The following is a 23,943-nucleotide window of genomic DNA, read 5'->3' on the forward strand; positions in this document are numbered from 1 at the left end:
GGGCCGATTTCTCATTTTTCGAACCTTTTAGCGACCTGGGACAAAAAAACAAGATAAAAACCATTTGACAAAATAATGACTTTAAATATAGTATTTTAAATATAAGACTGAGCGCTCGATCAGTTTCCTGGTTTGTCGGGCGATTTTTTCGGCTAAAAAACCATTTGCACAAAAAAAACAACTCATAATATAAAGGAGGCAAAGGGTGGATTTTGACCTTACCAAAGAGCAGGAAATGATCCGTAAGGAAGTCAGAAAGTTTGCCCGGAAAGAAATCGCTCCCATTGCAGGAGAGCTGGACGAAAAAGAGGAATTTTCCGAAGCCCTCACGCGTAAAATGGGAGAAATAGGTCTTTTCGGCATGTTTGTGTCAGAAAAGTATGACGGCCAGGCAATGGACTATATCTCCTACATTATCGGTGTTGAAGAAATCGCCAGAATTGACGGCTCCCAGGCCGCCACCATTGCCGCCGGCAATTCTTTGGGCATCGGACCCATCTACTATTTTGGCACCGAAGAACAAAAACAAAAATATCTGCCCAAACTGTGCGCCGGGGAAGGCCTGTGGGGATTTGGCCTTACAGAACCCACGGCCGGCTCCGATGCCGGCGGCAGCAAAACAACCGCTGTCCTGGATGGAAATGAATGGGTGATCAACGGATCGAAAATATTCATCACCAATGCGGCCTGCGATATGACCCTGGGTGTCACCGTCCAGGCCATCACCGGCACCCGGGACAATGGCAAGCCCGAGTATTCCTGTATCCTTGTTGAAGCAGGAACACCGGGATTTAAAGCGGTTCCCATGCACAAAAAACTGATGTGGCGGGCGTCCAACACAGCGGAACTCTATTTTGATGATGTCAGGGTTCCCCGGGAAAATATCCTGGGGAAAAAAGGTGACGGCTTTCATCAGATGCTGGCCACCCTGGACGGGGGAAGGCTCTCCATCGGGGCCATGGGACTCGGCGGTGCCCAGGGTGCCTATGACCTTGGGTTGAAATATGCCAAAGAAAGAAAACAGTTTGGACAACCCATTTCCAAATTCCAGGCCATTGCCTTTAAACTGGCCGATTGTGCCATGGAAATTGAGTGCGCCAGAAATCTTCTTTACAAGGCCTGCTGGCTGAAAAGCAATCAGCGGCCCTTTGAAAAAGAGGCAGCCATGGGCAAGCTCTATTGTTCCGAAGTCATGTCCCGGGTGGTGGACCATGCCGTTCAGATTCATGGGGGATATGGTCTGATGAAAGAATACAATGTGGAACGGTTTTACCGGGACCAGAAACTTCTGGAAATCGGGGAAGGCACCTCGGAAGTGCAGCGCATTGTCATTTCACGTCATATTGGCTGTTAAAAGCCGGTTTAAACCGGTTTAATCTTGGAGAAAACATTATGAGTAAGAACGACCATCTATTGGTAGAAGAAAAAAACCAGGCCGTTATCCTGACCCTGAACCAACCCGAAAAAATGAATTGTTTTGATTTTGATCTTTTACACACGTTTCAGGATCAGGTGGATGCCCTGAGTTATCGAAAGGATGTCCGGGCCGTCATCATTACCGGTGCCGGAAAAAAAGCCTTCTGTGTCGGTGCGGACCTCAAAGAAAGGGCAACCCTGTCCCCGGACGGGGTCAAAAAATTTGTTCTCACCATCCGGAATCTTCTGACGGCCATCCAGAATCTGCCCATGCCGGTGATTTGTGCTGTGAACGGACTTGCCCTGGGGGGCGGTACCGAATTCATGTGTGCATCTGATATGCGCATCGCCTCGGAAAATGCCAGCATGGCATTGACGGAAACCCGTCTGGCTGTTATCCCGGGTGCCGGCGGCACCCAGCGGCTGCCCCGGCTCATTGGTGTTGCAAAAGCCAAGGAAATGATCTTTACCGGCCGCCGGGTGGATGCAAAAGAGGCCCTGGACATTGGTCTTGTGAATACGGTCACAACCCTGGATACCCTGATGGACGAGTGCATGCGACTGGTGGACATGATCTGTGAAACCGGTCCCATCGCCGTTGAAATGGCCAAATACGCCATTGACAAAGGCATTGAAACCGATCTGGCCACAGGACTTGCCATAGAATCCAATGCCTACCGGGTCACCATCCCCACAGAAGACAGAATTGAAGGTTTTACGGCGTTTAATGAAAAGAGAAAACCGGTTTACAAAGGGAGATAACAATACCCATGACGGAGAACAGAACTTTCTGGAAAGCTGAAGAACAAAAACTTGAAGACCGACGGCAGGAAGCCATCTGTACCGGTGGTCAAACGGCCTTAGACACCCTTGCAAAAAGGGATAAACGCCCGGTCAGACAATTGATTGCAGACCTGATAGATCCTGACACGCCCTTTTTTGAACTCTCGGTCCTGGCAGGATTTGGTATGGGCTATCCAGGGGTTGAAGATGTTCCGTGTGCCGGAATCGTCACCGGCATTGGGAAAATCCATGGCAACTGGACCATGATCATGGCCAATGACAGCCGGGTAAAGGCGGGTTCTTATTTTCCCATCACCCTGAAAAAACACATGAGGGCCCAGGCCATTGCCGAAAAAAACGGCCTTAATTGTGTCTATATTGCGGATTCCGGGGGGGTGTTTCTTCCCCTGCAGGCCGATGTCTTCCCGGATGACCAGCATTTCGGATCCATCTTTTACAACATGGCTCGGATGTCTGCCAGGGGCCTTCGCCAAATCACCATCAGTACCGGCGGCAATACTGCCGGCGGGGCCTATATTGTCTTCATGGCCTGTGAATCCATCATGATTGACCGCCAGTCCTTTTCATTCCTTGGCGGCCCCCCCCTGGTGAAAATGGCCACAGGAGAAGAGATTTCTGCTGAAAATTTAGGCGGTGCCAAGGTACATACCCAGATTTCCGGGGGTGCGGATCACCTGTGTGCGGACCAGGCCCAGGCCATTGGCAGAGCCCGGGCGCTTTTGTCGTTGACCCGGCCCCAGAAACGCCATCTGCACACCTATGAATCCAAGGCCCCTCTGGTTCCCCCGGGAACCCTATACGACGTTCTGCCGATATCACCGTATACCGGCATTAACGGGAAAAAAATTCTTGAAGCCATTGCTGATGAATCTGAATTTATTGAGCACAAGAAAGATTTTGCGCCGGGCAGGGGATCCAACATCCTGGTGGGAAGAATCAGGATCAAGGGACTTCCCATCGGAGTTGTCTGCTCCAATGCTGCCGGGATTATCTTTCACGAGTCCGCTAAAAAAGTAACGGAATGGGTGGTCAGATGCTCCCATGAAAAAATTCCCCTGCTGTTCATCCAGAGCTCTCCAGGGTATATGATTGGGTCTGATTCAGAGCATGCCGGCATCGGCAAATACGGTGCTGACATGGTACGGGCGGTTTCCTGTGCCCAGGTTCCCAGGGTCCAGCTGGTGATCGGACCGGATAACGGGGCCGCCAACTATGGGATGTGCGGCAGGGGGTACCGGCCCAACTTCTTATTTTCCACCATGAGGGCCAAAACCGGTGTGATGAGCGGGAAAAGTGCCGGCGGTGTCCTGTTGAGCATTGAACAGGCCAAACAAAGCGCTTTGGGCACCCCCATGACCCCTGATGAGGTAGAAAACTTCCAGCAGAAAATGATCGACAAGTATGACGGAGAAGCCCATCCCTTTTTCTGTGCCTCCCGGATTTTAAATGACCGGCTGCTTAAATTTTCTGAAATCAGAGACTGGCTGGCCATGGCCTTTGAAGTCAGCCTTATCAATCCCATTGGCGAAGCCAGTTTTGGAAATTTTAGATTTTAACTTTATAAAGGAGAACCACTATGACAGAATATGACTACTGGAAAATTTTTCCCCGCATGCCCAGGGCAGTAACCATTGGTGATATCACCGTCCGGGATGGATTTCAGCACCTTGAAAAATTCATTTCCACTCCGGCTAAAATCACCTATTTGGAAGAATTGATTTTTGCAGGTTGCCGCAACATTGAAGTCACTAATCTGGGCAATCCCAGAAGTATGCCCCAGTTCAGTGATGCTGAAGAACTTTTAGCCCACCTGAAAAGCGATCAGTTTGCCAGCCGGGCGGCCAGGAAAGGAATCAATATGGCGGATGTGGTATTGACCGCCATTACCATCCGGGAGCCTGCCGTTGACCGGGCGATTGAACTCAAAAAAAGAGGGGTGGGACCGGACCGGGTCCTGATGATGGTCTCCACCGAAGAACAGCACCATTTTGCCAATTCCGGCACCACGCTTCCCAATTACTGGCAGGAAGCGGAACGATGCATACAAAAATGTTCCGATGCCGGCATTAAAATGTGCGGTACGGTGAGTACCATCTGGGGAAGCCCCATTGGCGGAGCCACCCAATTAAAAGATGCCGTGGAATTCACTAAATACTGGCTTTCCATCGGCGCCAGTGACATTGAGCATGCCGATCATGACGGATCAGCATCTGCTGCCGATGTCTATCGATATTTTTCCATGATCCTTGATGAAATCCCGGATACACGCCTTCACATTGCCCATTTCCACGAAACGAAAAGAGTGGCCTCGGCATCGGTTCTTGCCGCTCTCCAGGCAGGGATCTGCCATTTTGAAGCCACCCTTGGCGGTCTTGGGGGGCAGCCGGCCAATTTCCTGGATGACAGGCCCATCAAAGGCACGGGCGATTACTATTATGATGATGAAAGATATGTGGGACTGGTGTGTTTGGAAGATACACTTGTACAAATTGATGAAATGGGTATAAAACATGGATACGATGTTGACAGGATCCTGTGGCTGGGAAAACAGCTGGAGCGAACGGTTGGCAGTCGATTGCGAAGTGAGGCGGTTATCAACGGCAGGACCCTTAAGGAAGGCCATATGCAGTATGCCAGACCCGGACTTGCAAAACTCAAGGAAAACCTGGGGGAAAAACCAGATCAAAGTTTTCCCGGACAATGATGACAAGGAGACGCTATGGAAAAAAAGGACACCATCCCTCATATCAATGTAGATTATTTTGAAAATCTCACCGGCAGCATTCAAAATGGTGAAAAAGGTGATGTGGATGAAGTGGGTTACCGCATCAAACAACTCAGGGAAGAACGGGGGATTTCCATTGAAGATCTGTCCCATTTGACAGGATTCGAGGTATCCCGGCTCAAAGATATTGAAAAAGGCCGGGAAAAACCCCAGCTTGGAACGGTGATGAAACTGTCCAAGGCCCTGGATGCGGCCGTGGGCCGCCTGGTATCCGGCATTGGCACCAAGCTGTATTCCATTACCAGAAAAAATGAAAGAAAACCGATTTCCCGTTCCACTTCAAAAACCGGCAAAAAGAAAGTCTATTCTTATATGAGCCTGGCCCCTGAAGTCCAGGGCCGTCATATGGAAGCATTGATCGTCCAATTGGAAAAAAGCCAGGACAAAGAAATCTCCGTCCATAACGGTGAAGAGTTTGTGTTTGTGCTTGACGGCATTGTCAACCTGACCATTGGAAAAGACACCTATGATCTTGAACCTGGTGACAGTGCCTACTACCTGTCCACCACATCCCATTTCATAACCGCAAAAACCGAGAAAGCCACCATGCTTGCAGTTCTGTATGAATAAACCCTCTCCCCCCTTTTCCGTTCCAATGAAACGCAAACGGGGGGAGACAAATAAAAACACGCAACCCAAAGACCAAAAATATATGATGGAATCCAACGTTAAAGACTACTATAATTCAGACAATCTCAGACAGAATATTGAAACCGCATTCATCAAAGCCGGCAAACCCCCTGTTAACCTTGAATTGAGAGACCTTTCCCCCATTGATCAACTCCATACCGGCGGTGCCCGGGCCAGTCTGGACTTATTTAAAAAAATTCACCTGTCTTCCGATGCAGTGGTTCTTGATGCGGGTTGCGGGATTGGCGGTTCCGCCCGATTGCTTGCCCAGCAAGTTAACTGCAGGGTCATGGGCGTGGATCTGGCAGAGCGGTTTATCGAGGCGGCAACCTTTTTGACCCGGTGTACCCGGCTGGACCACATGGTTACGTTCCAACAGGGGTCAATTCTTGATCTGCCCTTTGAAGACCATACGTTTGATGCTGTTTTATGCCAGCATATCCTCATGAATATTGAAGATAAATCAAAGGCGGTTAAAGAATTTTTCAGGGTCCTGAAACCCGAAGGAAAGCTGTTGTTACATGAAATTACCAGGGGGGACCATGATCGTCTCCTTTTTCCCGTTCCCTGGGCCGGTAAAGCTGACATATCCTTTCTTGAAACCTGGGAGAGCCTGTCCGCACTTTTTGAACGACAAGGCTTTGATATCCGATTTTCTTCCAATGAAACCCGCGCCGCATGGGGGTGGTGGGAAAAGGTCAAAGCAGTATCTCAAAAAAAAGGCCCCCAACCCAATTTTATCGGCCCGGGTCTGATCTTTGGCAAAAATGCCAGCTCTTTCGGTAATAACATGCATACAAATTTTAAAAAAAATGCCATCTGTCTCATGGAAGCGGTGTTAGAAAAAAGCTGAAAAATGATCTTTAAATAAGGTTCCCGTCATCTGATCGATCAGATCCCTGACCTGCTCTCCTGCCCTTTCAATGGCCGTGTAGATGGCGGTGTCTGAGATGGAATGAATTGCCAGATCTTTCAGATGATGTTTGAAAAGCTGATCAATGGGGGCCTGGGACTTATCAAGGTATTTTTCTTCATCCTCTTTCAATCTTTCCGCCATTTTTGCCACCAATGCATCCATCTTTTGTTCGGTATCCTTCAGGGGGCTTACAGTTTCAGCAAGGGTTTCGGATGTCATCTGATAGGATGTCTGATAGGTCATATCTGCCGCATACATGGAAACGGTGTCATAGCCTCCCATGGAAAGGGCTTTGTCAAGGGCGCCATCCATATCACCCCGGACCATTTCCGAAATAATGGCATCCATATCTCGCACAATCGCGTCTATGTCCTCAAGCTCCTGTTCACTCAACTCACCGACCACGGAAAACGCAAAACGGCTCCCTGATGTCAAGGTGATGTCTCTTTGATGTTGAATGACGCTCCCCCTTCTTGAATCGGTTTGAAGGGTACCGTTGCGGTTGTAAATGAAGGCATCAACCCCGGAATAGGAATGGGATGCCAATGTGACAAGATCACCTTCTTTGGTTTTTATGGTCAATCCGGCATCCAGGCGTTCCTGGGAACGGAAGGATTGTTTGTTTGCATCCATTGAAAATTGAGTGTCGGATACAACATTTTGCCGGGGTGATGCGCCTGACGATAAAGACGGATACGGTATACTGCTCATTTTATGTCTCCTTAACCCCTGGGGATATGGTCATCTTCCATGTAAAAGACTATCGGCAGATCTGCCATAAAAATTGATTCAGGCGGCCATCTTTTTTAACAAATTTGGTTTATTCACCCCTCATTTACTGATATAGATCTGAAATGGATACGTTTGGATTTACAAAAAAAAAGTTTCTGTCGCTTTCCCGGGAAAACCAGCATAAGCATATCATCCGTTGGTTATCTGAATTTTATCAACAGCTAACCACCAATCGTGTCCAAAAAACCGCTTTAACCCTGTTTACACATCAATACACCGAAATCCTGATCTGGACGGGACGGATGCCCTTCGTTGCGCCGGACACCCATGGGACCCGGTTGTGGATGGAATGTATTTCAGACAGAATCCACTACCACCGATCTGCTCTGGGCCACCCTGTCCGGGACTATGACTTGCTTGAAACGGTTCAGACAAACGATGGTTCAAGGCATCCGGATCAACCCGATCTTGATTGCCATATCGCCCTGGACGGGTTAAGAAGCCTTTTTAATGTAGGGTCCATTTTCAGGACCTGTGAAGCGGCCGGATTTAGCTCCGTTATCCTGGGCAACACCCCGGGAAAAGAACATCCAGGGGTCCAAAAAACCGCCATGGGAGCCCATAAATGGGTTAAACAGGAAAAGGTAACCGATCTTGCCCAAACCCTGCTTGAAAAAAAAGACAACGGGTTTCACATCATTGGCATTGAGACCATTAAAGAAGCCCGCCCTTTTTTCGAAGGATCATGGCAAAAGAAAACCATTGTTGTTTTCGGGAATGAAGAATATGGGATCTCATCCCATGTCATGGAAACCTGTGACGATTTTGTTTATATCCCGATGTTTGGCAAAAAAAATTCCATCAATGTTGCCAACGCCGTCTCTGTTATCTGTTTTCAGGTGGCCAGCAAATTGTGCGGCAAGTGAGCACATTCCCAGACAATATGGCGTTACACACCCGGGTTCTATCATACATAAAAAACCAAAGGACACCTTGCATATGAACGGTTATAAAATTATTATTTTTTTCGCAACCCTCTCTTTTTTTTGTTTTGACGCCACTGGATTTGCATTTACATCCGGCACTCAGCACATCCTGTCCGGTAAAACCATGGGGACATTTTACACCATCAAATTTATCTCCCGCAACAAAGAATCTCTGTCGTTATGGAAGCGCAAGGTGGACATCCGCCTGAAAGAAATCAACAAGCGACTGTCCATGTATGATCCAAAAAGTGACCTGTCTGTTTTTAACCATCATGAGATTGAAAAACCGATCCACATTTCCGCTGATTTTTCTGCCATCCTGTCAACGGCAAAAAAATTATACCAACTGACAGACGGTTCCTGGGACGGGACGGTGAAACCCCTGGTCGATCTGTGGGGATTTGGAACAAAAAAAGCCACAGACCGTGTTCCCGAACTTGACACCATAACCCTGGCCCTGTCAAAAACCGGATTTCACTTTATCGACATCCATGGACCCCATACCCTTCTGAAACGTCAAGCGGTTACCCTGGACCTGGGTTCCATTGCCAAAGGATATGGGGTAGACACCATTGCCGCCCTTTTTACCGCTGGGGGCATCCATGATGTTCTCGTGGAAATAGGCGGAGAGCTCTATGCTTCTGGCAAAAATAAAAAAGGCGACCCATGGTCGATTGGCATCAGCAGGCCCGACAAACGGTATGCAAACCAAACCGTATACAAAATTATCCGTCTGAGTAACCAGGCCATTGCCACCAGTGGAAATTACAGAAATTTTTTTGAAATAAACGGTAAAACCTTCTCCCATATTATTGATCCAAAAACAGGATTCCCGGTGGACAATCACGTTGTTTCCGCTTCGGTCATCTCCAAAGACTGCACGTTTGCTGACGGCCTTGCCACAGCCCTGATGGTCATGGATGTGCACAAGGGCATCCAGCTGGTTAACCGTCTTGAGAACACCGAATGCCTGATCATCCAGGACAAAGATCAAACCCTTGTCACCCACACGTCTGACAATTTTGACGGGTTTATTGTCAAATAAGTCCTTGGGACTTACCGGTGATATTTCGACCCCTGAAACGTGTTTCTTCGTTCAAGGGTATGCTGGATCATATTAAAGGTTTCCCGGTATCGACCGGCCCACAAAGGGGCCCTTAATTCATCTGCGTGGGGATCGCCTGTGATGCGCTGGATAATCATGTGATCCGGCAGCAATTCCAGAAAATCGCACACCATCTCCACGTATTCTGTCTGTTCCATTGGGATATAGTCACCGTTTTTCCACAATTTGTCCAGAAGGGTCCCTTTGATAACATACAGCAGATGAATTTTCACGCCGTTAATGCCGCTGTCCGCCAATATTTTTGCTGTTTCCAGCATCATTTTTTTATCTTCTCCCGGAAGCCCCAGGATAACATGGGTGCAGATATTGATTCCCCTGCCCCGGGTTAATTGAACCGCTGTGGAAAAGTCTTTAAAGGTATGTCCCCTGTTGATGAATCGCAGGGTGTCATCATGCGCGGATTGAAGACCGTACTCAAGCCAGACCAGGTACTCTTTTGTGTAAGATTCTATCAACGCCAGCTTTTCCATATCGATGCAGTCGGGTCGCGTTCCAATGGCCATGCCCACCATGCCCTCACAGGCCAGGGCCTGATCATACAATTGTTTCATGTGCGCACAGGTGGCGTAGGTGTTTGAATAGGATTGAAAATACGCCATAAATTTTTTGGCCTTATATTTTTTCATCATGGCGATTTTACCGGTCTGGATCTGCTCCTTTATGGAAACCCCCCGGGCAAACAGACCGGAACCAGACCCCTTGGTATTGCAATAAATACACCCTTTCCGGGAAATTGAACCATCCCGGTTGGGGCAGGACAGCCCCGCATCAATGGTGATTTTCTGTACCCGTTGACCAAACAATTCTCTCAAATAAGTATTATAATCCGAATACCGCTTTTTTTTCTCCATTCAACACCCATCCCCTGTTCATCCGTTTTCCCACAGTCTCTTTTAATTCTTTATATGAAATTAGTGGGATATGAGTTCTGAGTAATGAGAACCAACTTGTTAATGCTGCTTCCCTCAATACCCAATACTCATAACTCATTTCTTTCATCCTTTGTTGTGCCCGTCAGGGCATGGCAGTTATTGTGGTATTTGTCCTCAAATCCCGTCATGAAAATTTTTAGAGACCGCAACAATTTCCCGGGCCAGGATTTCAGCAGCATCTATCATATCAAAGGGAAGATGGCAACCAAGCATACTGAGCTCTGTGCAGGCGATGAGAATAGGCTCCCCCCCGGCCGAATGAAGGTGTCCACAAATTTCCACATATTGGTTCACCACTTCCCCGGACGTGTTACCCGTTTTAATGTCCCTGATGATGTTAAGCAGTCTCTCCTGGAATTTCCGGGCAGGGTAGACGACGGCGATGCCATTGTCATGGAATCGGTTTTCGTACAGCCCGGTCATCAGGACTGCTGTTGAAGCCAGTACACCGATTTTACGGCAGTCGGGTTTATGCGTTTTTACATGGGTAACAACAAGATCAATGAGGTTCATCACCGGTATGTTGACGGCACTGGAAACGGCGTCATAATAACTATGGGCCGTATTACAGGGAATCGCGAGAAAATCCGCCCCCCAGGATTCAAGACGGCGGGCCATATCCACCAGACAAGGCACCGGGTCTTCCCCATTTCCTTTAATAATGGCATTGATTCTGGATGGCACCTTGGGATTGTTATCAATAATACATCTGATATGATCCTTATCATCCAATGCCGGTGTCAGCCGGAGAATCCGCTGCATCAGGTCAATGGTGGCACCGGGACCCATGCCGCCAAGGATTCCCGGAACCTTTTCTTTTTTTGTCATACAGGTCACCCGCTATCTGTCAGCAAAACAGCCCCCTGCTTTATCTGAAGGTGTCCAGATAGGCATAAAGCGCCGGAGATCCGCCCGTGTGAACAAACAAAATATTTGATCCTTTTTTAAAGTGGCCTTTTCGAATCAGGTCAATGAGACCGGCAGCGGCCTTGCCCGAATAAACGGGATCCAGAAGAATGGCTTCGTTTTGAGCGAAAAGGTTGACGGCTTTCACCATATCCTCTGTGGGAAGGGAATACCCCGGTCCCACATACTGGTCAAAACAAACGATATCCTCTCGTTTTATCCTGTCCCCCAGGCCAAGTTTTTCTGCTGTTTTTACAGCCAGGTCAAATACCAGGCCTTCCTGGGCCTCTTTTCCCCTGGAGACATTCATCCCGCTGATGGGGATGCCCCCATTGACGCCCGTCATACCCACAACCAGGCCGGCATGGGTGCCGGCAGATCCGGAAGGAACGACCATATGATCAATGGGTAACCGCATCTCATTTAGCTGGGCCATGATCTCTTCTGCGCACACAGCATATCCGAGGGCACCGATGTCATTGGAGGCTCCCACCGGGATCAGATAGGGGATTTTCCCGGCGGATGTAAGCTCTGCCGCTTTTTTTTCCATTTGGGCCATCATATCGGAACCGGCTGTCACAACCGTGATACTCTTAACCCCCAGCAGCTCGAAAAGAAAATTATTCCCGCTGGCATCTTTCTTATAAGAACCCTTTACCCGTTCTTCAAGGATAAGATGACACGCCAACCCTTCTTTTGCAGACCAGGCCGCAGTAAGGCGGGCGTGATTTGACTGAATCGCCCCACAGGTGACAATGGTGTCGGCACCCTTTTCCAGGGCATCGGCAATGCAGAACTCAAGTTTTCTGGTTTTATTCCCACCGGCTGCACCGGGAAGCAGGTCATCTCGTTTAACATAGAGGGTTACCTCTCCCCCCATCACCTTGCTCAGTGAGGGCATCGCTTCAATGGGGGTTGGACCCTGAAGATAGTGTCGTCTAGGAAATTTTGTAAAATTCATTTTGTATCCTTCTCGCTTGAGGTGTCATTTTTGTTAAAACTGCCGTCTTGCTGATCATAAACCTGACCTCCTGTTTGCACGTACCCAGGTATCAGGTTTTAAGGTTGATTTGCATACTTGATGATGGTCAATATTCAACAACAAAACCACTCTACAGGCATCAAAATAAGGGTGTCAATTCTTTTTTCTCCTCAACATCAATCGTACGCCTGCCGTTGTCCGGCAATTTTCATTTAATGGAATTGCTGACCATGGTCCATTCCGGTTGACAGGTTACAGGGCAACCTGATACACCGGAAAAAAGCGGCCATCAAAACACAACCGAAACAGAACAACCACAAACTGGAGAAATCATTGAACGTATTAAAAATAATAGAAAAACTTTCAAATACCCCGGGGGTTTCCGGGTTTGAAGACGAGGTCATTCAAGCTGCCCGGACGTATATGCCGGAGAACTTTGACATTACAGAAGACCGGATCAGGAATCTTTTTATCCACTGCCCTAGCCCGGGAAAAGACCTGCCCAGGGTTATGCTGGATGCCCACTCAGATGAAGTCGGGTTTATGATCCAGTCCGTCACCACCAGCGGCACCCTTAAATTTCTGGCCCTGGGCGGATGGAATCCCCAGTCCCTGGGTGCCCATGCCGTGCGAATCCGCAATACCCGAGGTCAATGGATAAAGGGGATTGTGGCCTCTAAACCCACCCACTTTTTGACCCAGGAAGACCGCAACACACCCGTGGGTCTTTCCAACATGGTCATAGACGTCGGGGCCACCTCACAACAGGAGGTGATCGACCACTTTCACATCCGGATCGGAGCACCGGTTGTTCCGGATGTGGTGTTCACCCACGACGCGGAAAATGACCTGATCTTTGGCAAGGCCTTTGACGACAGGCTGGGATGCGCGGCCCTTCTGGAAGTGATGAAACATCATATCAAACGAGACCAGCCGCTGGATGTCGTGGGGGTTTTGTCATCCCAGGAAGAGCTGGGGTTAAGGGGGGCAACGGTTTCAGTCAGACGAATCAATCCGGATATCGCCATTGTGCTTGAAGGCACGCCAGCCGACGACACCTTCAACGGCAATGAGGCGATCCAGGCAGGGTTAAAAAAAGGCCCCCAGATCCGCCATATGGATAAATCCGTCGTGTCAAACCCACGGTTTGTAAAATTTGCCATCGACATCGCCGAAACGTACAAGATTCCTTTCCAGGAGGCTGTCCGGTCCAGTGGCGGGACCAACGCCGGTGTCATCACCCTTCATGACAGAAGCATTCCCACCATCACCCTGGGCATTCCGGTACGATACATTCATTCCCACCACTGCATTGCCGCCCTGTCAGATGTCAATCATACCATCAAATGGTGCAGTGAAATTCTAAATAACCTTAACAGGGATATCATTGAAAGCTTCTAAAGGGTTTTAGTGCCTGACCGAAAACCTGAAAATTTTTCCGAGTACAAGGCGGGCGATAATTTTAACCGGAGGAATACATTCAGTATTTTGAGGATTAAAATTTGAGTCCAACGCAGTAATCGGGGAAATTGGCGGTTTTCGGTCGGGTACTATTTAGTGCTTGACGCTTAGACAGCATCATTTTAAAATAAGACAGATTCAGGAGGGACTGCTATGGTAGAAAACGTAATCATCATGGGCGCTGCTGGGCGCGACTTTCATAATTTCAATGTGTATTTCAGGAACAACCAAAGATACAATGTCATCGCCTTTACTGCGGCCCAGATTCCCAATATCGAAAACCGGCGGTACCCACCGAATTTAGCCGGCAGCCATTATCCCCAGGGAATCCCCATCCATCCGGAAACGGATCTTGTCGGCCTGATCAAACAACACAAGGTCGACATGGTCTCCTTTTCCTACAGCGATATCCACCACACACAAGTGATGCACAAATGTTCCATGGTGAATGCCGCAGGTGCCGACTTCGTCATGATTGCAGCCCCCTATACCATGTTGAAATCAAACAAAAAAGTTGTTTCCGTCTGTGCTGTCAGGACCGGATGCGGAAAATCCCAGGTCAGCCGGGAAATTTACCGGATATTGACAAAAATGGGGAAAAAATCAATCCTGGTCCGCCACCCCATGCCCTATGGCGACCTGCAGCGGGAAGCGGTTCAACGGTATGCTGACGTTGCCGACTTTGACATCCACCACTGCACCATTGAAGAGCGGGAGGAGTACGAACCGGTCATTGAGATGGGGGCAGTAATTTACGCCGGCATCGACTATGAAAAAATTTTAAGGGAAGCGGAAAAGGAGGCGGAGATCATTATATGGGATGGCGGGAACAATGATACGCCGTTCTTCCATCCTGACCTGAGCATTGTGCTGTTCGACCCCCACCGCGCCGGACATGAACGATCTTACCACCCCGGAGAGACCAACATGCTCATGGCGGATATCGCTGTGATCAACAAGGTGGACACGGCAAACCCGGAAAAAATCCAGGAAATTCGGAACACCATTGAAACACACAACCCCAAAGCCGTTATCCTCCAGGCAGATTCAGTGATCACTGCGGAAGACCCGGATTGCATCAAAGGAAAACGGGTGCTGGTAGTGGAAGACGGCCCCACCCTGACCCATGGCGGGATGCGATTCGGTGCCGGCACCCTCGCAGCAAAGCGGTTCGGCGCAGCAAAAATCGTGGATCCGAGGCCCTGGCTTTCCGGGACCTTCAAAGACCTCTTCAATACCTACCCGGACATCGGCCTCCTGCTCCCGGCGGCAGGATACAGCACCCAGCAGATTTCCGACATGGAACAGACCATCAACAACGTGGATTGCGATCTTGTGATCCTTGGAACCACCAGTGATTTGACCCGGTTCATTTCCATCGACAAACCCACCGTCCGTATTCGATACGAGTATAAGGATCATGGGCTTCCGTCACTGGAGACGGAAATCGCCCGGCACATGGACCTATGGTGAAAAATGACGTATGACCCATCCTGAAAACACCCCCCCCATCCTCCTCGTGGCCCTGGGGGGAAATGCCCTGATCAAAAAAGGCCAGGAGGGCACCGCCCTCCAGCAGCTCGATAACCTGAAAGTGACCCTCAGACAAATCGCCCGACTGTCAGAGCGCTATCGTATCATCATCACCCACGGTAACGGCCCCCAGGTGGGAAACCTTCTTTTGCAGCAGGAGTGCTGTGATGCAGTCCCCAAAATGCCCCTGGAGATCCTCGTGGCCCAGACCCAGGGGCAGATTGGTTACATGATCGAATCCACCCTGGACTCGGAACTGATGGCCCAGAACCTTACGACCCGGCCCCTGGTCAGCCTGATCAGTTACGTGGTGGTGGACGAGCATGATCCGGCATTCAAGACGCCCACCAAACCCATTGGACCGATTTACACAAAAAAGCAGGCAGAAAAAGGCGCCTGGCCTTTCCAGAAAACTGCCAGGGGGTACCGGCGCGTGACCTTCTCCCCCAAGCCCATCACCATTGTCGAAAAACGCGAAATAAAACAACTAATCAACATGGGCTTTATCGTGATCTGCTGCGGCGGGGGAGGCATTCCGGTCATCCGGGAAGGGCGGGCCTTCAGCGGCATCGAAGCGGTGATCGACAAAGACCTGGCCAGTGCCCGCCTTGCCATGGAGGTGGGAGCAGATCTGTTTGTCATTGCCACCGACGTCAAGGGGGTCGCGATCAACTTTGGGAAACATAACCAGAAAATGCTGCGGAAGCTCACCCGAAAGGATGCCCAAAATTATCTGAAAGCCCACCATTTCCCGGAAGGCTCCATGAAACCCAAAGTGGAAGCAGCCCTTCAGTTTTCCAGTATTCCGGGGAAAAAAGCGGTCATCGCGTTTCTGGAAGATATTGAAAAGGCCGTCGCAGGAAATGCCGGAACAGAATTTATAGATTGACCAAATCACCAAGCAATTATATATTATGAGGTTATGAATTTTAACTTTAAAGTATATGATGTCATTGTTATCGGTGCGGGTCATGCCGGATGCGAAGCTGCGTTTGCTTCTGCACGCATGGGATGCCAGACACTGCTTTTAACCATTGACATGGATAAGATTGCGTCCATGCCCTGCAGCCCTTCCATCGGCGGCATGGCCAAGGGACAATTGGTTAAGGAAATTGATGCCCTGGGTGGTCAAATGGCAAAAATATCAGATTCATCCGCCATTCAATACCGGACATTAAATACGCGAAAAGGTCCTGCAGTACATTCGACGCGGACACAAAATGATAAGGCCCTGTATTCAAAGAACATGAAAACAGTCATTGAACACACAAAAAACCTGGATTTAAAACAGGCCATGGTCCAGGAACTCGTGCTTGAAAACAGCATTGTGAAAGGGGTTATTGATCATACCGGTTTTGAATACGAAACCCGGGCCATTGTTATTGCAACGGGAACCTTTCTCAAGGGAACGGTTCACATCGGGTCATCCAAAATCGATGCCGGCAGGGCCGGAGAATTTTCCGCCATCAGCCTTGCCCAAAATCTTTCACGGCTGGGGTTTAATATCGGAAGGATGAAAACCGGAACCCCGCCACGGCTTCATGCGGACAGTATTGATTTTTCCAAGTTCAACATCCATACGTCAGACAGCCGGCCCAAACCGTTCTCTTTTTCCACAACCGAAATTTCCAATCCCATGCTGCCCAGCTTTATGGGCCAGACAAATCGGCAAACCCATGACATTATCCGCCAGAACCTGAAATATTCTGCCCTTTACGGGGGACATATCAAAGGACGGTCTGCCCGATACTGCCCTTCCTTTGAAGACAAAATCGTTAAATTCCCGGACCGGGACAGTCACCATGTCATCCTTGAATACGAGGGCATCACCTCAAAGGAAATTTATGCCTCAGGACTTGGCAACAGCCTGCCTTTAGACATCCAATATAAAGTTGTCAGATCTGTGAAAGGCCTTGAAGCCGCAAAAATCATGAGGCCGGCCTATGCCATTGAATATGATTATGTCGATCCCCTGGAATTATCCACGGCCCTGGAAACAAAAAAAATCAAAGGCCTTTTTCTGGCCGGACAGATTAATGGCACCTCTGGATATGAAGAAGCCGGTGCGCAAGGGTTGTGGGCAGGCATTAACGCCGCCTGTGCTGTTCAGAAAAGAGCCCCCTTTATCCTTGACCGCTCCCAGGCCTATATGGGGGTTATGGTGGACGACCTTGTCACCCGGGGGACAAAGGAACCTTACCGGATGTTTACTTCCAGGGCTGAATACAGGCTCTTACTCCGAGAGGACAATGCAGATTTAAGATTATCACAGATAGGAAATGCACTGGGACTTGTGGATGATGATACCCTGAAATTTTGTGAAGAAATCCAACGACAGACCCAAAAAGAAATCCAGCGGATTAAACAAACGGTGGTGAAGCCCACCAAGGCCGTGAATGACCTGTTACAGGCCAACGATACCCCCCCCATAACAAACGGGGTGAAACTTGAACAGCTGTTAAAGCGGGCCGAACTCAATTATGTCACTTTGAAAGACATCTGCCCATCGCCCGAACCTGTTTTGGAACGAGCAGAGCAACAAGTTGAGATCCAGATAAAATATGAAGGCTATATCCAGCGACAACTCAATGAAATAAAAAAATATAAAGACCTGGAACGAATAAATGTCCCTAAAAATTTTGAGTATGCCAACGCCCATGGTCTTTCCAACGAAATCAGGGAAAAGCTGTGTCAAATTCTTCCCACTTCCCTGGGACAGGCATCCCGGATTGACGGGATGACACCGGCTGCCATATCGGTTTTAATGGTGGCCATTTCAGCATTTCATCATAAAAAACAACCCTTGACTTAACCTGATTCACACTTACTATAATGAAGATAAATCATTAAAATAATTGAATTAAAATATAAAAGGACTGATATATGGCAGATGATTATTACAATATTTTAGGTGTTGATAAAAAAGCCGACGCGTCAGAAATAAAAAAAGCGTATCGAAAACTTGCCTTAAAATATCATCCCGACAAAACAGAAGGTGATAAAACACTGGAAGAAAAATTCAAAAAGATCAGTGAAGCCTATGCTGTTTTGAGTGACCCTGAAAAAAAGAACCAGTATGATACCTATGGGTCTGCTGATTTTCAGCAACGATTCTCCCAGGAAGATATTTTCAGGAACGTTGATCTGGGGGATATTCTAAAAGAATTTGGATTTGGCGGATCCCGGGGCGGCGGATTTTCTTCGGCCTTCGGAAGGGGAGGACCACGGCGGGGTCAAGGGATGGGGGGTAATCCGTTTTCCCAGGGAGGGGGGGGGTTTGGCCAGCAACACCCTCAGATGAAGGGAAAAGATATTGAATATGAAATCCCCTTAACCCTCCATGAGATTATCAATGGCACCAAAAAAACGATTACCATCAATCAGGGGGGCATTGCCAAGGCCATTGAAGTCACCATTCCCAAGGGACTCACCCAGGGCAAAAAAATCAGGCTTGCGGGAAAAGGTGAAATGAGTCCCCACGGAGGCCCTGCTGGCAATCTCTATATCAAATCCAATCCCATTGCTTCTGACGGATATACCATTGAAGGAAATGATGTTTTGTATTCAAAGCAGGTGTTGCTCACCCAGGCACTGCTCGGGGATACGATAGAAGTTGTGACCCCGGATGGTTCCGCCATAAACCTTAAGCTTCCTGCCGGAACAAACCACAAGTCAAAAATGCGGGTCGCCAACCGGGGAATTCCCCAAATGAAAGGAAAGGGTTGCGGAGATCTCTTTGTTGTGATTAATATAACCCTGCCAAAAAAGCTGACAAAAGAGCAGAAAACGCTGATCCAACAATTAGGAAAAACAGGACTATAAATCATAACATGCCTGAATTTATACCCGTAATCTCTGAGCAAGAGATAAAAAAACAAGTCAAAAAAATCGGACAAGATATCTCCAGGGATTACCAGACCAAAGATCTGGTGCTTGTCGGGGTTCTGAATGGAGCCTTTGTTTTTATGGCAGACCTGACCCGGCAGATTTCCATTGACCATGAAATTGATTTTATCGGGGCCTCTTCCTATGAAGGCACCTCGTCAACCGGGCAGATTCTTTTCACCAAGCAGCCGGATTTAGAGCTTGAAAACAGAGATGTCCTGCTCGTGGAAGATATTGTGGACACAGGAAATACTCTGTTGAAAATAAAAAATTTCATCACCCTGTTAAACCCACGATCCGTTAAAATTTGCTCTTTAATTGACAAACATGAGCGACGTGAGGTAAACATTGATGTTGCGTATTCATGTTTTTCACTTGAAAAAGGATTTATTGTTGGGTATGGACTGGACTATGATGAAAAATATAGAAATCTTCCTGCCATCTATGATCTGAAACTATAGAAATAAGGGGAATCTAATGATTATCACCTGTAATAAATGTTCCACGAGTTTCACCCTTGATGATTCTATTGTCAAAGCAGAGGGGTCAAAAGTCCGTTGCAGTATTTGCAAACATATTTTTACGGCATATCCATTGCCCCCGGAACCAGAACACGTCCCCGAAGCCTTATCAGACCTTCATCCTGCTATTGGTCCTGATGATATCGGTACGGCTGAAGCACCTGCTGACTTTGAAACGGACGACGAGGACTTTTCGTTAAACGAATTTGATCTTGACATCGAAAGCGATGATCTTGAACTGGATGATACAGACTTTGACCCGGGAGCGTCAGACCTTGACATGGATGACAGCCTTTCCCTTGAAACCACTGAATTTGAAATCAATGAGGAAGCGGATGACTCCCTGGAAGAGCTAGAATTGCAGGACAGTCCTTTAGCGTTTGAAGAGGATGATATCGACTTTAAAGATATCCCGGAGGAAAATTTCGACAGCCTTGAATTTGAGCCCATGGAAGATGAGCCTGTTTCTTTGGACAGGGGAACCAATGAAGCCACGTTAACAATGGAAACGGGAACGGGTGAACCGATTTTTGATGAAGATGAATTTGAACTTGAATTCGATGTTGAAGACGAGGGTGAAGACGAGGGTGAATTCGAACTTGAACAAGGATCCCGTATTGACGATGAAACAAAAAAGACGTCCGCTGAAATAGAAACAGCCCCGGATGAGGAAGATCCTGTCCTTTCTCTTGCAGACCTTATGACGGAAGAAGCGTCACCCATCATTACACCGGAAGATGATTTTTCAGAATACGATGATGTTTTGGAACAGGAGACTGAACCGGCAGACGATTTCAGTGAAGAAGAAACCATAGAAATAGATGATACCGAGGAAGAAGAAAGAATTCCGGTTGAAAAACCGGAACCCCTTTTGGACATTCCACTCACATCCAGAAGAAAGAAAAAAAAGCCCCTGATTGGCGGTCCTGTTCTGGTATTACTGCTGATATTTATTTTGGTGATGGGTGCCTATATAGCCAGCCTAGTGACCGGATATAACATACCCTATCTCTCAGAAATCAACATCCCTTATGTTGAACAATACTTTAAAAAACCGACACCTGAACCCATTGAAGTCAAGCCGGTCCCCAACCAAAAAAGTGTAAACGGCAGGTTTATTACCAATTCAGCTGCCGGCACTCTTTTTGTCATTACCGGCAGGGTGGAAAACCCTTCAAATATTGACTTGAGTCATATCCAAATTCGGGGGGCTTTGATCACAACCGGCAAGGTAGAAGCAAAAATAAAACATACCTTTTGTGGAAATATCATCACCGAGGACATGCTCAAAACCGGTAATATTTCAGACATTGACACCCTCCTTGCCGTCAAAGCGGGACACCACAACTCAAATGTCAATATAAAACCCGAAACCAGCGTTCCGTTTATGGTTGTCTTTTCCGATCTTCCTGAAAAATTGCAGAATTTCACCGTTAAAGTCGCCGGTTTTGAACGAGCAACCGGAAATTAATTAAATTAAACATTGACAATACAATCCGATTCATGATATCTTTTTTGGGTTTTTCGGCGACGTAGCTCAGTAGGTCAGAGCATGCGGCTCATATCCGCAGGGTCCGGAGTTCAAATCTCTGCGTCGCTACCAAAAACTTACAATGGCCTTGATTATCAAGGCTTTTGAGATAAATAAAAACCCTTGTTTCTAATTTTGTACAAAACACTTGTACAAAAGCATAAGAAACGAGGGTTTTTTTATGGAATACATCAGCAAGTCACCCAGCTATCTTTTACGTGTTGGAACCACCTATCATTTCCGCTTTGTTTTTCCAAAAAAATATTGTAGCTTGTTCACTGGCGAAATTAGGATGAGCCTTAAAACTGGTGCATTGAGGGTTGCACGAATTTTAGCTGCCACTCTGGCCAATAAGACGAAAAACTATCTCAGAAGAATTGATGAAGGAAATACGGTGACAATAACAAAGCAGGATATAAAATCGGAGCTTGGACAATACTTGCAGGATCGACTTGAAGAATATGAACGAATAAGACTTGAAGGCCGAAATAAAAATATAAGTTCCTGGAGTCAAGAAGTAGCCTTGGACAAAATCAATACCGATATACAAAAACAGCTTTTAGGTCAAGAAGGCAAGCATCATGAAGACGTTGACAAATTCCTCCAACTCACAGGACTTCCAATCTCACTTGACGATCCATTATACGCATTTACAAAAAGAGAATTGTTAAAACTTTATCAAGCCGCAATCAAAATAGAAAAAGAACGCATATCAGGCAATTACAACAGCAATACAGAGCTTTCCATACTATCCTCATACACCACCCACGGAAACGTCAAAAAACCCCATTCTAAGCCCGTTTCAACATTTATACAGCAATATATAGACGAAAGTATATCAGATGGCAAATGGGCAGAAAAGACCGTCAAAGAATACAAAAATCGTCTTGGAATATTCACCGAAATAATCAATGATTGCAATCTGTCAGATATAGATTATGACAAAACAAGAGAAGTTTTTGATAAACTTAAAAAAATCCCTGCGAACAGAAATAAGGTAAAAGTCTATAAAAATAAAACTATTGCTGAACTTTTGGATATGGATCTACCACCTGAAGACTGTATGAGTCTGACTACAGTAAACAATGCCATGCAGTGCGTCTCCATTTTTTTTATTTGGGCGGTTAAACGGGAGTATATGTCACAAAACTTTGCCGCTGGTATTAAAGCTAAAACCAAAGAAAAACCTGACGAGTTAAAAGATGCTTTCTCTGATGCTGAAGTAAAATCGGTATTTAAGGGTCTTGAGATTTACAAACAAAAGCTCAAGCAAATTCACAGATGGTGGATACCGTTTATTGGGCTTTATTCTGGTGCAAGATTAGAGGAAATCAGCCAATTGCATATTTCTGATATCAGACAGGAAAATGATCTTTGGATCATTGACATTAATGATAAAGAGGATAAAAGGGTAAAAACAAAAAGCTCAAAGCGACTTGTCCCTATCCACGATCAACTTATCAAAAACGGTTTTATTGACTATTTTGAACAAACCAAATCAGCAGGACACGAAAGGCTGTTTCCAGATTTAAAACCATTGCAGAAAAAATATGGACATTCCATATCAAAATGGTTCGGAACCTATCTAAAAAAACAGGGTATAAAAACCGCCGATAAAAAGCTGAGTTTCCATTCATTCCGGCATACGTTTGTCACCAAAGCCAAACGTTCAGAATTGCCCGAAAGTTATATCCAGCAGATTGTTGGGCATGCCAACGACTCCATGACATATGGCGTTTATGGCAAAACCTATGAAATTCCCGAACTAAAAGGAATCATTGATAAAATTTTGTTCAGTGGATTAACCATGGAGAAACTTCATTAATAATTCAGTATCAAAATATAAAATCTGCACATAGAGAGATAAATGAAGACTCGATTTCTTTGCTTTTCCACATATTTTAATTTTGACTATTTACACAACATTGGAATATTGCTACTTGTTGACAAGAATAAAAATAACTTGACTTGCATATTTTACTATTCAACATTAATTTTAAAATAGCACGTAGCGAAACATAAGTACCCGATCATAAGCTTTCTAACATTATGATCTTAAGAACCATATAGAATAAGGCGATGCCGTTTTCTCATACTGCCAGGAAATATTTGGCTGGGTACTTAGTAGCCTTTGAAGGCTCAACCCGAACATTTTTCCAAACGCATAAATCAGGAGATATTCTATGAGTTTTGATGAAAAGATAAGTGCCTTAGCCGAGAAAATTCCTTCTTTAATTAATCATCTCGAAACTGAAGAAGCCACCAAGAATGCTTTAATAATGCCTTTTATCGCCGCTCTTGGTTATGATGTTTTCAACCCAAAAGAAGTTGTACCTGAATTTGTGGCTGACCACGGCACCAAAAAAGGAGAAAAAGTAGATTATGCAATTATTCAAGAGAATGAAGTAATAATTCTAATTGAGTGCAAACAGGCAAAGTACAATCTTTGTGATGCAAACATGAGCCAACTTTTTCGCTATTTTACAGTTACAAAGTCACGCATCGCTATTTTAACAAATGGTATAAATTATTTGTTTTTTTCTGATCTTGAAGCACCAAACAAAATGGATTCACGTCCTTTCTTAGAGTTAGATATGTTAAATTTGAGGAAAAATTTATTAGCTGAAGTCAAAAAATTAGGAAAAGAAAAATTTGATCTGGATCGAATGCTTAGGCAATGAGTCAAAATTAAATCGGCCATTTTATTCATCATAGCACAGTATATCAACTGCCCATTTCCCAATTCCTTCTATCCGCCAGATAGTGTTTTCTATTTTTTTCATAGCTTCCTTTGTCA

Annotated in this window: 21 protein-coding genes and 1 tRNA gene; 18 read left to right on the top strand and 4 right to left on the bottom strand. The window is 46.6% G+C overall.

What is annotated here, in order from left to right; translation table 11 throughout:
- The first annotated feature begins 205 nt into the window (after positions 1 to 205).
- Genes Q1Q15_RS09295 through Q1Q15_RS09320 form a run of 6 tightly spaced genes read left to right on the top strand, consistent with a single transcriptional unit; the run spans position 206 to position 6,488 of the window.
- A complete protein-coding gene (locus Q1Q15_RS09295; RefSeq protein ID WP_300458816.1) occupies positions 206 to 1,354 on the top strand; it encodes an acyl-CoA dehydrogenase family protein in 1,149 nt (382 codons plus the stop codon).
- Positions 1,355 to 1,392: 38 nt separating this feature from the next.
- Positions 1,393 to 2,178, top strand: coding sequence for an enoyl-CoA hydratase-related protein (locus Q1Q15_RS09300; protein WP_300458819.1), 786 nt, complete (start codon positions 1,393 to 1,395; stop codon positions 2,176 to 2,178).
- 8 nt (positions 2,179 to 2,186) lie between these two features.
- Positions 2,187 to 3,776: a carboxyl transferase domain-containing protein gene (locus Q1Q15_RS09305; protein ID WP_300458821.1), complete on the top strand. Its 1,590-nt coding sequence runs from the start codon at positions 2,187 to 2,189 to the stop codon at positions 3,774 to 3,776.
- Positions 3,777 to 3,796: 20 nt separating this feature from the next.
- Positions 3,797 to 4,924: a pyruvate carboxyltransferase gene (locus Q1Q15_RS09310; RefSeq protein ID WP_300458824.1), complete on the top strand. Its 1,128-nt coding sequence runs from the start codon at positions 3,797 to 3,799 to the stop codon at positions 4,922 to 4,924.
- Between the two features lie 15 nt (positions 4,925 to 4,939).
- Complete coding sequence (locus Q1Q15_RS09315; protein ID WP_300458826.1) at positions 4,940 to 5,575, top strand: XRE family transcriptional regulator; 636 nt, start codon at positions 4,940 to 4,942, stop codon at positions 5,573 to 5,575.
- On the top strand, positions 5,568 to 6,488 hold the full coding sequence (locus Q1Q15_RS09320; protein ID WP_300458828.1) for a class I SAM-dependent methyltransferase: 921 nt from the start codon (positions 5,568 to 5,570) through the stop codon (positions 6,486 to 6,488). The genes Q1Q15_RS09315 and Q1Q15_RS09320 overlap by 8 nt, the downstream gene beginning before the upstream one ends.
- Here Q1Q15_RS09320 and Q1Q15_RS09325 read toward each other — a convergent pair.
- Positions 6,474 to 7,262: a hypothetical protein gene (locus tag Q1Q15_RS09325; RefSeq protein ID WP_300458832.1), complete on the bottom strand. Its 789-nt coding sequence runs from the start codon at positions 7,260 to 7,262 to the stop codon at positions 6,474 to 6,476. The two genes, Q1Q15_RS09320 and Q1Q15_RS09325, sit on opposite strands and share 15 nt — an antisense overlap.
- 143 nt (positions 7,263 to 7,405) lie before the next feature.
- Here Q1Q15_RS09325 and Q1Q15_RS09330 point away from each other — a divergent pair, with 143 nt between their 5' ends.
- Positions 7,406 to 8,209 (top strand): RNA methyltransferase, encoded by an 804-nt coding sequence (locus tag Q1Q15_RS09330; protein WP_300458835.1) that lies wholly within the window; start codon positions 7,406 to 7,408, stop codon positions 8,207 to 8,209.
- A 73-nt stretch (positions 8,210 to 8,282) separates the two neighbouring features.
- Entirely contained in the window at positions 8,283 to 9,314 is a 1,032-nt protein-coding gene (locus Q1Q15_RS09335; protein WP_300458837.1) for an FAD:protein FMN transferase, read from the top strand.
- Between the two features lie 11 nt (positions 9,315 to 9,325).
- Here the strand turns inward: Q1Q15_RS09335 and Q1Q15_RS09340 are convergent, their stop codons facing one another.
- From Q1Q15_RS09340 to Q1Q15_RS09350, 3 genes are all read right to left on the bottom strand, one after another.
- Entirely contained in the window at positions 9,326 to 10,246 is a 921-nt protein-coding gene (locus Q1Q15_RS09340; RefSeq protein ID WP_300458839.1) for a TIGR01212 family radical SAM protein, read from the bottom strand.
- A gap of 195 nt (positions 10,247 to 10,441) precedes the next feature.
- The gene (locus Q1Q15_RS09345; RefSeq protein WP_300458842.1) at positions 10,442 to 11,155 is read right to left on the bottom strand and encodes an amino acid racemase; all 714 of its coding nucleotides are present in this window, start codon (positions 11,153 to 11,155) and stop codon (positions 10,442 to 10,444) included.
- A 40-nt stretch (positions 11,156 to 11,195) separates the two neighbouring features.
- Positions 11,196 to 12,194 carry a D-cysteine desulfhydrase gene (locus tag Q1Q15_RS09350; RefSeq protein ID WP_300458845.1) on the bottom strand — a complete coding sequence of 333 codons (999 nt, stop codon included), beginning with the start codon at positions 12,192 to 12,194 and terminating at the stop codon, positions 11,196 to 11,198.
- Between the two features lie 354 nt (positions 12,195 to 12,548).
- On the opposite strand from Q1Q15_RS09350, the gene Q1Q15_RS09355 reads away from it, so the two are divergent.
- The 10 genes from Q1Q15_RS09355 to Q1Q15_RS09400 all read left to right on the top strand — a co-directional run bounded on the left by Q1Q15_RS09355 (position 12,549) and on the right by Q1Q15_RS09400 (position 23,827).
- A complete protein-coding gene (locus Q1Q15_RS09355) occupies positions 12,549 to 13,616 on the top strand; it encodes a M42 family peptidase (RefSeq protein WP_300458847.1) in 1,068 nt (355 codons plus the stop codon).
- Between the two features lie 213 nt (positions 13,617 to 13,829).
- Positions 13,830 to 15,149, top strand: coding sequence for a cyclic 2,3-diphosphoglycerate synthase (locus Q1Q15_RS09360; protein ID WP_300458850.1), 1,320 nt, complete (start codon positions 13,830 to 13,832; stop codon positions 15,147 to 15,149).
- Between the two features lie 10 nt (positions 15,150 to 15,159).
- The gene (gene arcC / locus Q1Q15_RS09365; protein ID WP_300458853.1) at positions 15,160 to 16,098 is read left to right on the top strand and encodes a carbamate kinase; all 939 of its coding nucleotides are present in this window, start codon (positions 15,160 to 15,162) and stop codon (positions 16,096 to 16,098) included.
- A 33-nt stretch (positions 16,099 to 16,131) separates the two neighbouring features.
- The gene (gene mnmG, locus Q1Q15_RS09370; protein ID WP_300458856.1) at positions 16,132 to 18,021 is read left to right on the top strand and encodes a tRNA uridine-5-carboxymethylaminomethyl(34) synthesis enzyme MnmG; all 1,890 of its coding nucleotides are present in this window, start codon (positions 16,132 to 16,134) and stop codon (positions 18,019 to 18,021) included.
- Between the two features lie 71 nt (positions 18,022 to 18,092).
- On the top strand, positions 18,093 to 19,031 hold the full coding sequence (locus tag Q1Q15_RS09375; protein WP_300458859.1) for a J domain-containing protein: 939 nt from the start codon (positions 18,093 to 18,095) through the stop codon (positions 19,029 to 19,031).
- An 8-nt stretch (positions 19,032 to 19,039) separates the two neighbouring features.
- Positions 19,040 to 19,555: a hypoxanthine phosphoribosyltransferase gene (hpt, locus tag Q1Q15_RS09380; protein ID WP_300458861.1), complete on the top strand. Its 516-nt coding sequence runs from the start codon at positions 19,040 to 19,042 to the stop codon at positions 19,553 to 19,555.
- Between the two features lie 16 nt (positions 19,556 to 19,571).
- A complete protein-coding gene (locus Q1Q15_RS09385; protein WP_300458864.1) occupies positions 19,572 to 21,086 on the top strand; it encodes a zinc-ribbon domain-containing protein in 1,515 nt (504 codons plus the stop codon).
- Between the two features lie 55 nt (positions 21,087 to 21,141).
- Positions 21,142 to 21,218, top strand: a tRNA-Met gene (locus Q1Q15_RS09390).
- Between the two features lie 109 nt (positions 21,219 to 21,327).
- Positions 21,328 to 22,971 (top strand): site-specific integrase, encoded by a 1,644-nt coding sequence (locus tag Q1Q15_RS09395; protein ID WP_300458867.1) that lies wholly within the window; start codon positions 21,328 to 21,330, stop codon positions 22,969 to 22,971.
- Between the two features lie 358 nt (positions 22,972 to 23,329).
- Positions 23,330 to 23,827 (top strand): type I restriction endonuclease, encoded by a 498-nt coding sequence (locus Q1Q15_RS09400; protein WP_300458870.1) that lies wholly within the window; start codon positions 23,330 to 23,332, stop codon positions 23,825 to 23,827.
- The last annotated feature ends 116 nt before the right edge of the window (positions 23,828 to 23,943 follow it).

This window comes from Desulfobacula sp. (assembly GCF_030145145.1).
Lineage (GTDB): Bacteria > Desulfobacterota > Desulfobacteria > Desulfobacterales > Desulfobacteraceae > Desulfobacula.

What these genes read in the sequence shown, in the direction of transcription:
- Q1Q15_RS09300 (WP_300458819.1), top strand. Translation starts at nt 1,393, where the DNA reads ATGAGTAAGAACGACCATCTATTGGTAGAAGAAAAAAACCAGGCCGTT.
- Q1Q15_RS09305 (WP_300458821.1), top strand. Translation starts at nt 2,187, where the DNA reads ATGACGGAGAACAGAACTTTCTGGAAAGCTGAAGAACAAAAACTTGAA.
- Q1Q15_RS09310 (WP_300458824.1), top strand. Translation starts at nt 3,797, where the DNA reads ATGACAGAATATGACTACTGGAAAATTTTTCCCCGCATGCCCAGGGCA.
- Q1Q15_RS09315 (WP_300458826.1), top strand. Translation starts at nt 4,940, where the DNA reads ATGGAAAAAAAGGACACCATCCCTCATATCAATGTAGATTATTTTGAA.
- Q1Q15_RS09320 (WP_300458828.1), top strand. Translation starts at nt 5,568, where the DNA reads ATGAATAAACCCTCTCCCCCCTTTTCCGTTCCAATGAAACGCAAACGG.
- Q1Q15_RS09325 (WP_300458832.1), bottom strand. Translation starts at nt 7,262, where the DNA reads ATGAGCAGTATACCGTATCCGTCTTTATCGTCAGGCGCATCACCCCGG.
- Q1Q15_RS09330 (WP_300458835.1), top strand. Translation starts at nt 7,406, where the DNA reads ATGGATACGTTTGGATTTACAAAAAAAAAGTTTCTGTCGCTTTCCCGG.
- Q1Q15_RS09335 (WP_300458837.1), top strand. Translation starts at nt 8,283, where the DNA reads ATGAACGGTTATAAAATTATTATTTTTTTCGCAACCCTCTCTTTTTTT.
- Q1Q15_RS09340 (WP_300458839.1), bottom strand. Translation starts at nt 10,246, where the DNA reads ATGGAGAAAAAAAAGCGGTATTCGGATTATAATACTTATTTGAGAGAA.
- Q1Q15_RS09345 (WP_300458842.1), bottom strand. Translation starts at nt 11,155, where the DNA reads ATGACAAAAAAAGAAAAGGTTCCGGGAATCCTTGGCGGCATGGGTCCC.
- Q1Q15_RS09350 (WP_300458845.1), bottom strand. Translation starts at nt 12,194, where the DNA reads ATGAATTTTACAAAATTTCCTAGACGACACTATCTTCAGGGTCCAACC.
- Q1Q15_RS09360 (WP_300458850.1), top strand. Translation starts at nt 13,830, where the DNA reads ATGGTAGAAAACGTAATCATCATGGGCGCTGCTGGGCGCGACTTTCAT.
- arcC (WP_300458853.1), top strand. Translation starts at nt 15,160, where the DNA reads ATGACCCATCCTGAAAACACCCCCCCCATCCTCCTCGTGGCCCTGGGG.
- mnmG (WP_300458856.1), top strand. Translation starts at nt 16,132, where the DNA reads ATGAATTTTAACTTTAAAGTATATGATGTCATTGTTATCGGTGCGGGT.
- Q1Q15_RS09375 (WP_300458859.1), top strand. Translation starts at nt 18,093, where the DNA reads ATGGCAGATGATTATTACAATATTTTAGGTGTTGATAAAAAAGCCGAC.
- hpt (WP_300458861.1), top strand. Translation starts at nt 19,040, where the DNA reads ATGCCTGAATTTATACCCGTAATCTCTGAGCAAGAGATAAAAAAACAA.
- Q1Q15_RS09385 (WP_300458864.1), top strand. Translation starts at nt 19,572, where the DNA reads ATGATTATCACCTGTAATAAATGTTCCACGAGTTTCACCCTTGATGAT.
- Q1Q15_RS09395 (WP_300458867.1), top strand. Translation starts at nt 21,328, where the DNA reads ATGGAATACATCAGCAAGTCACCCAGCTATCTTTTACGTGTTGGAACC.
- Q1Q15_RS09400 (WP_300458870.1), top strand. Translation starts at nt 23,330, where the DNA reads ATGAGTTTTGATGAAAAGATAAGTGCCTTAGCCGAGAAAATTCCTTCT.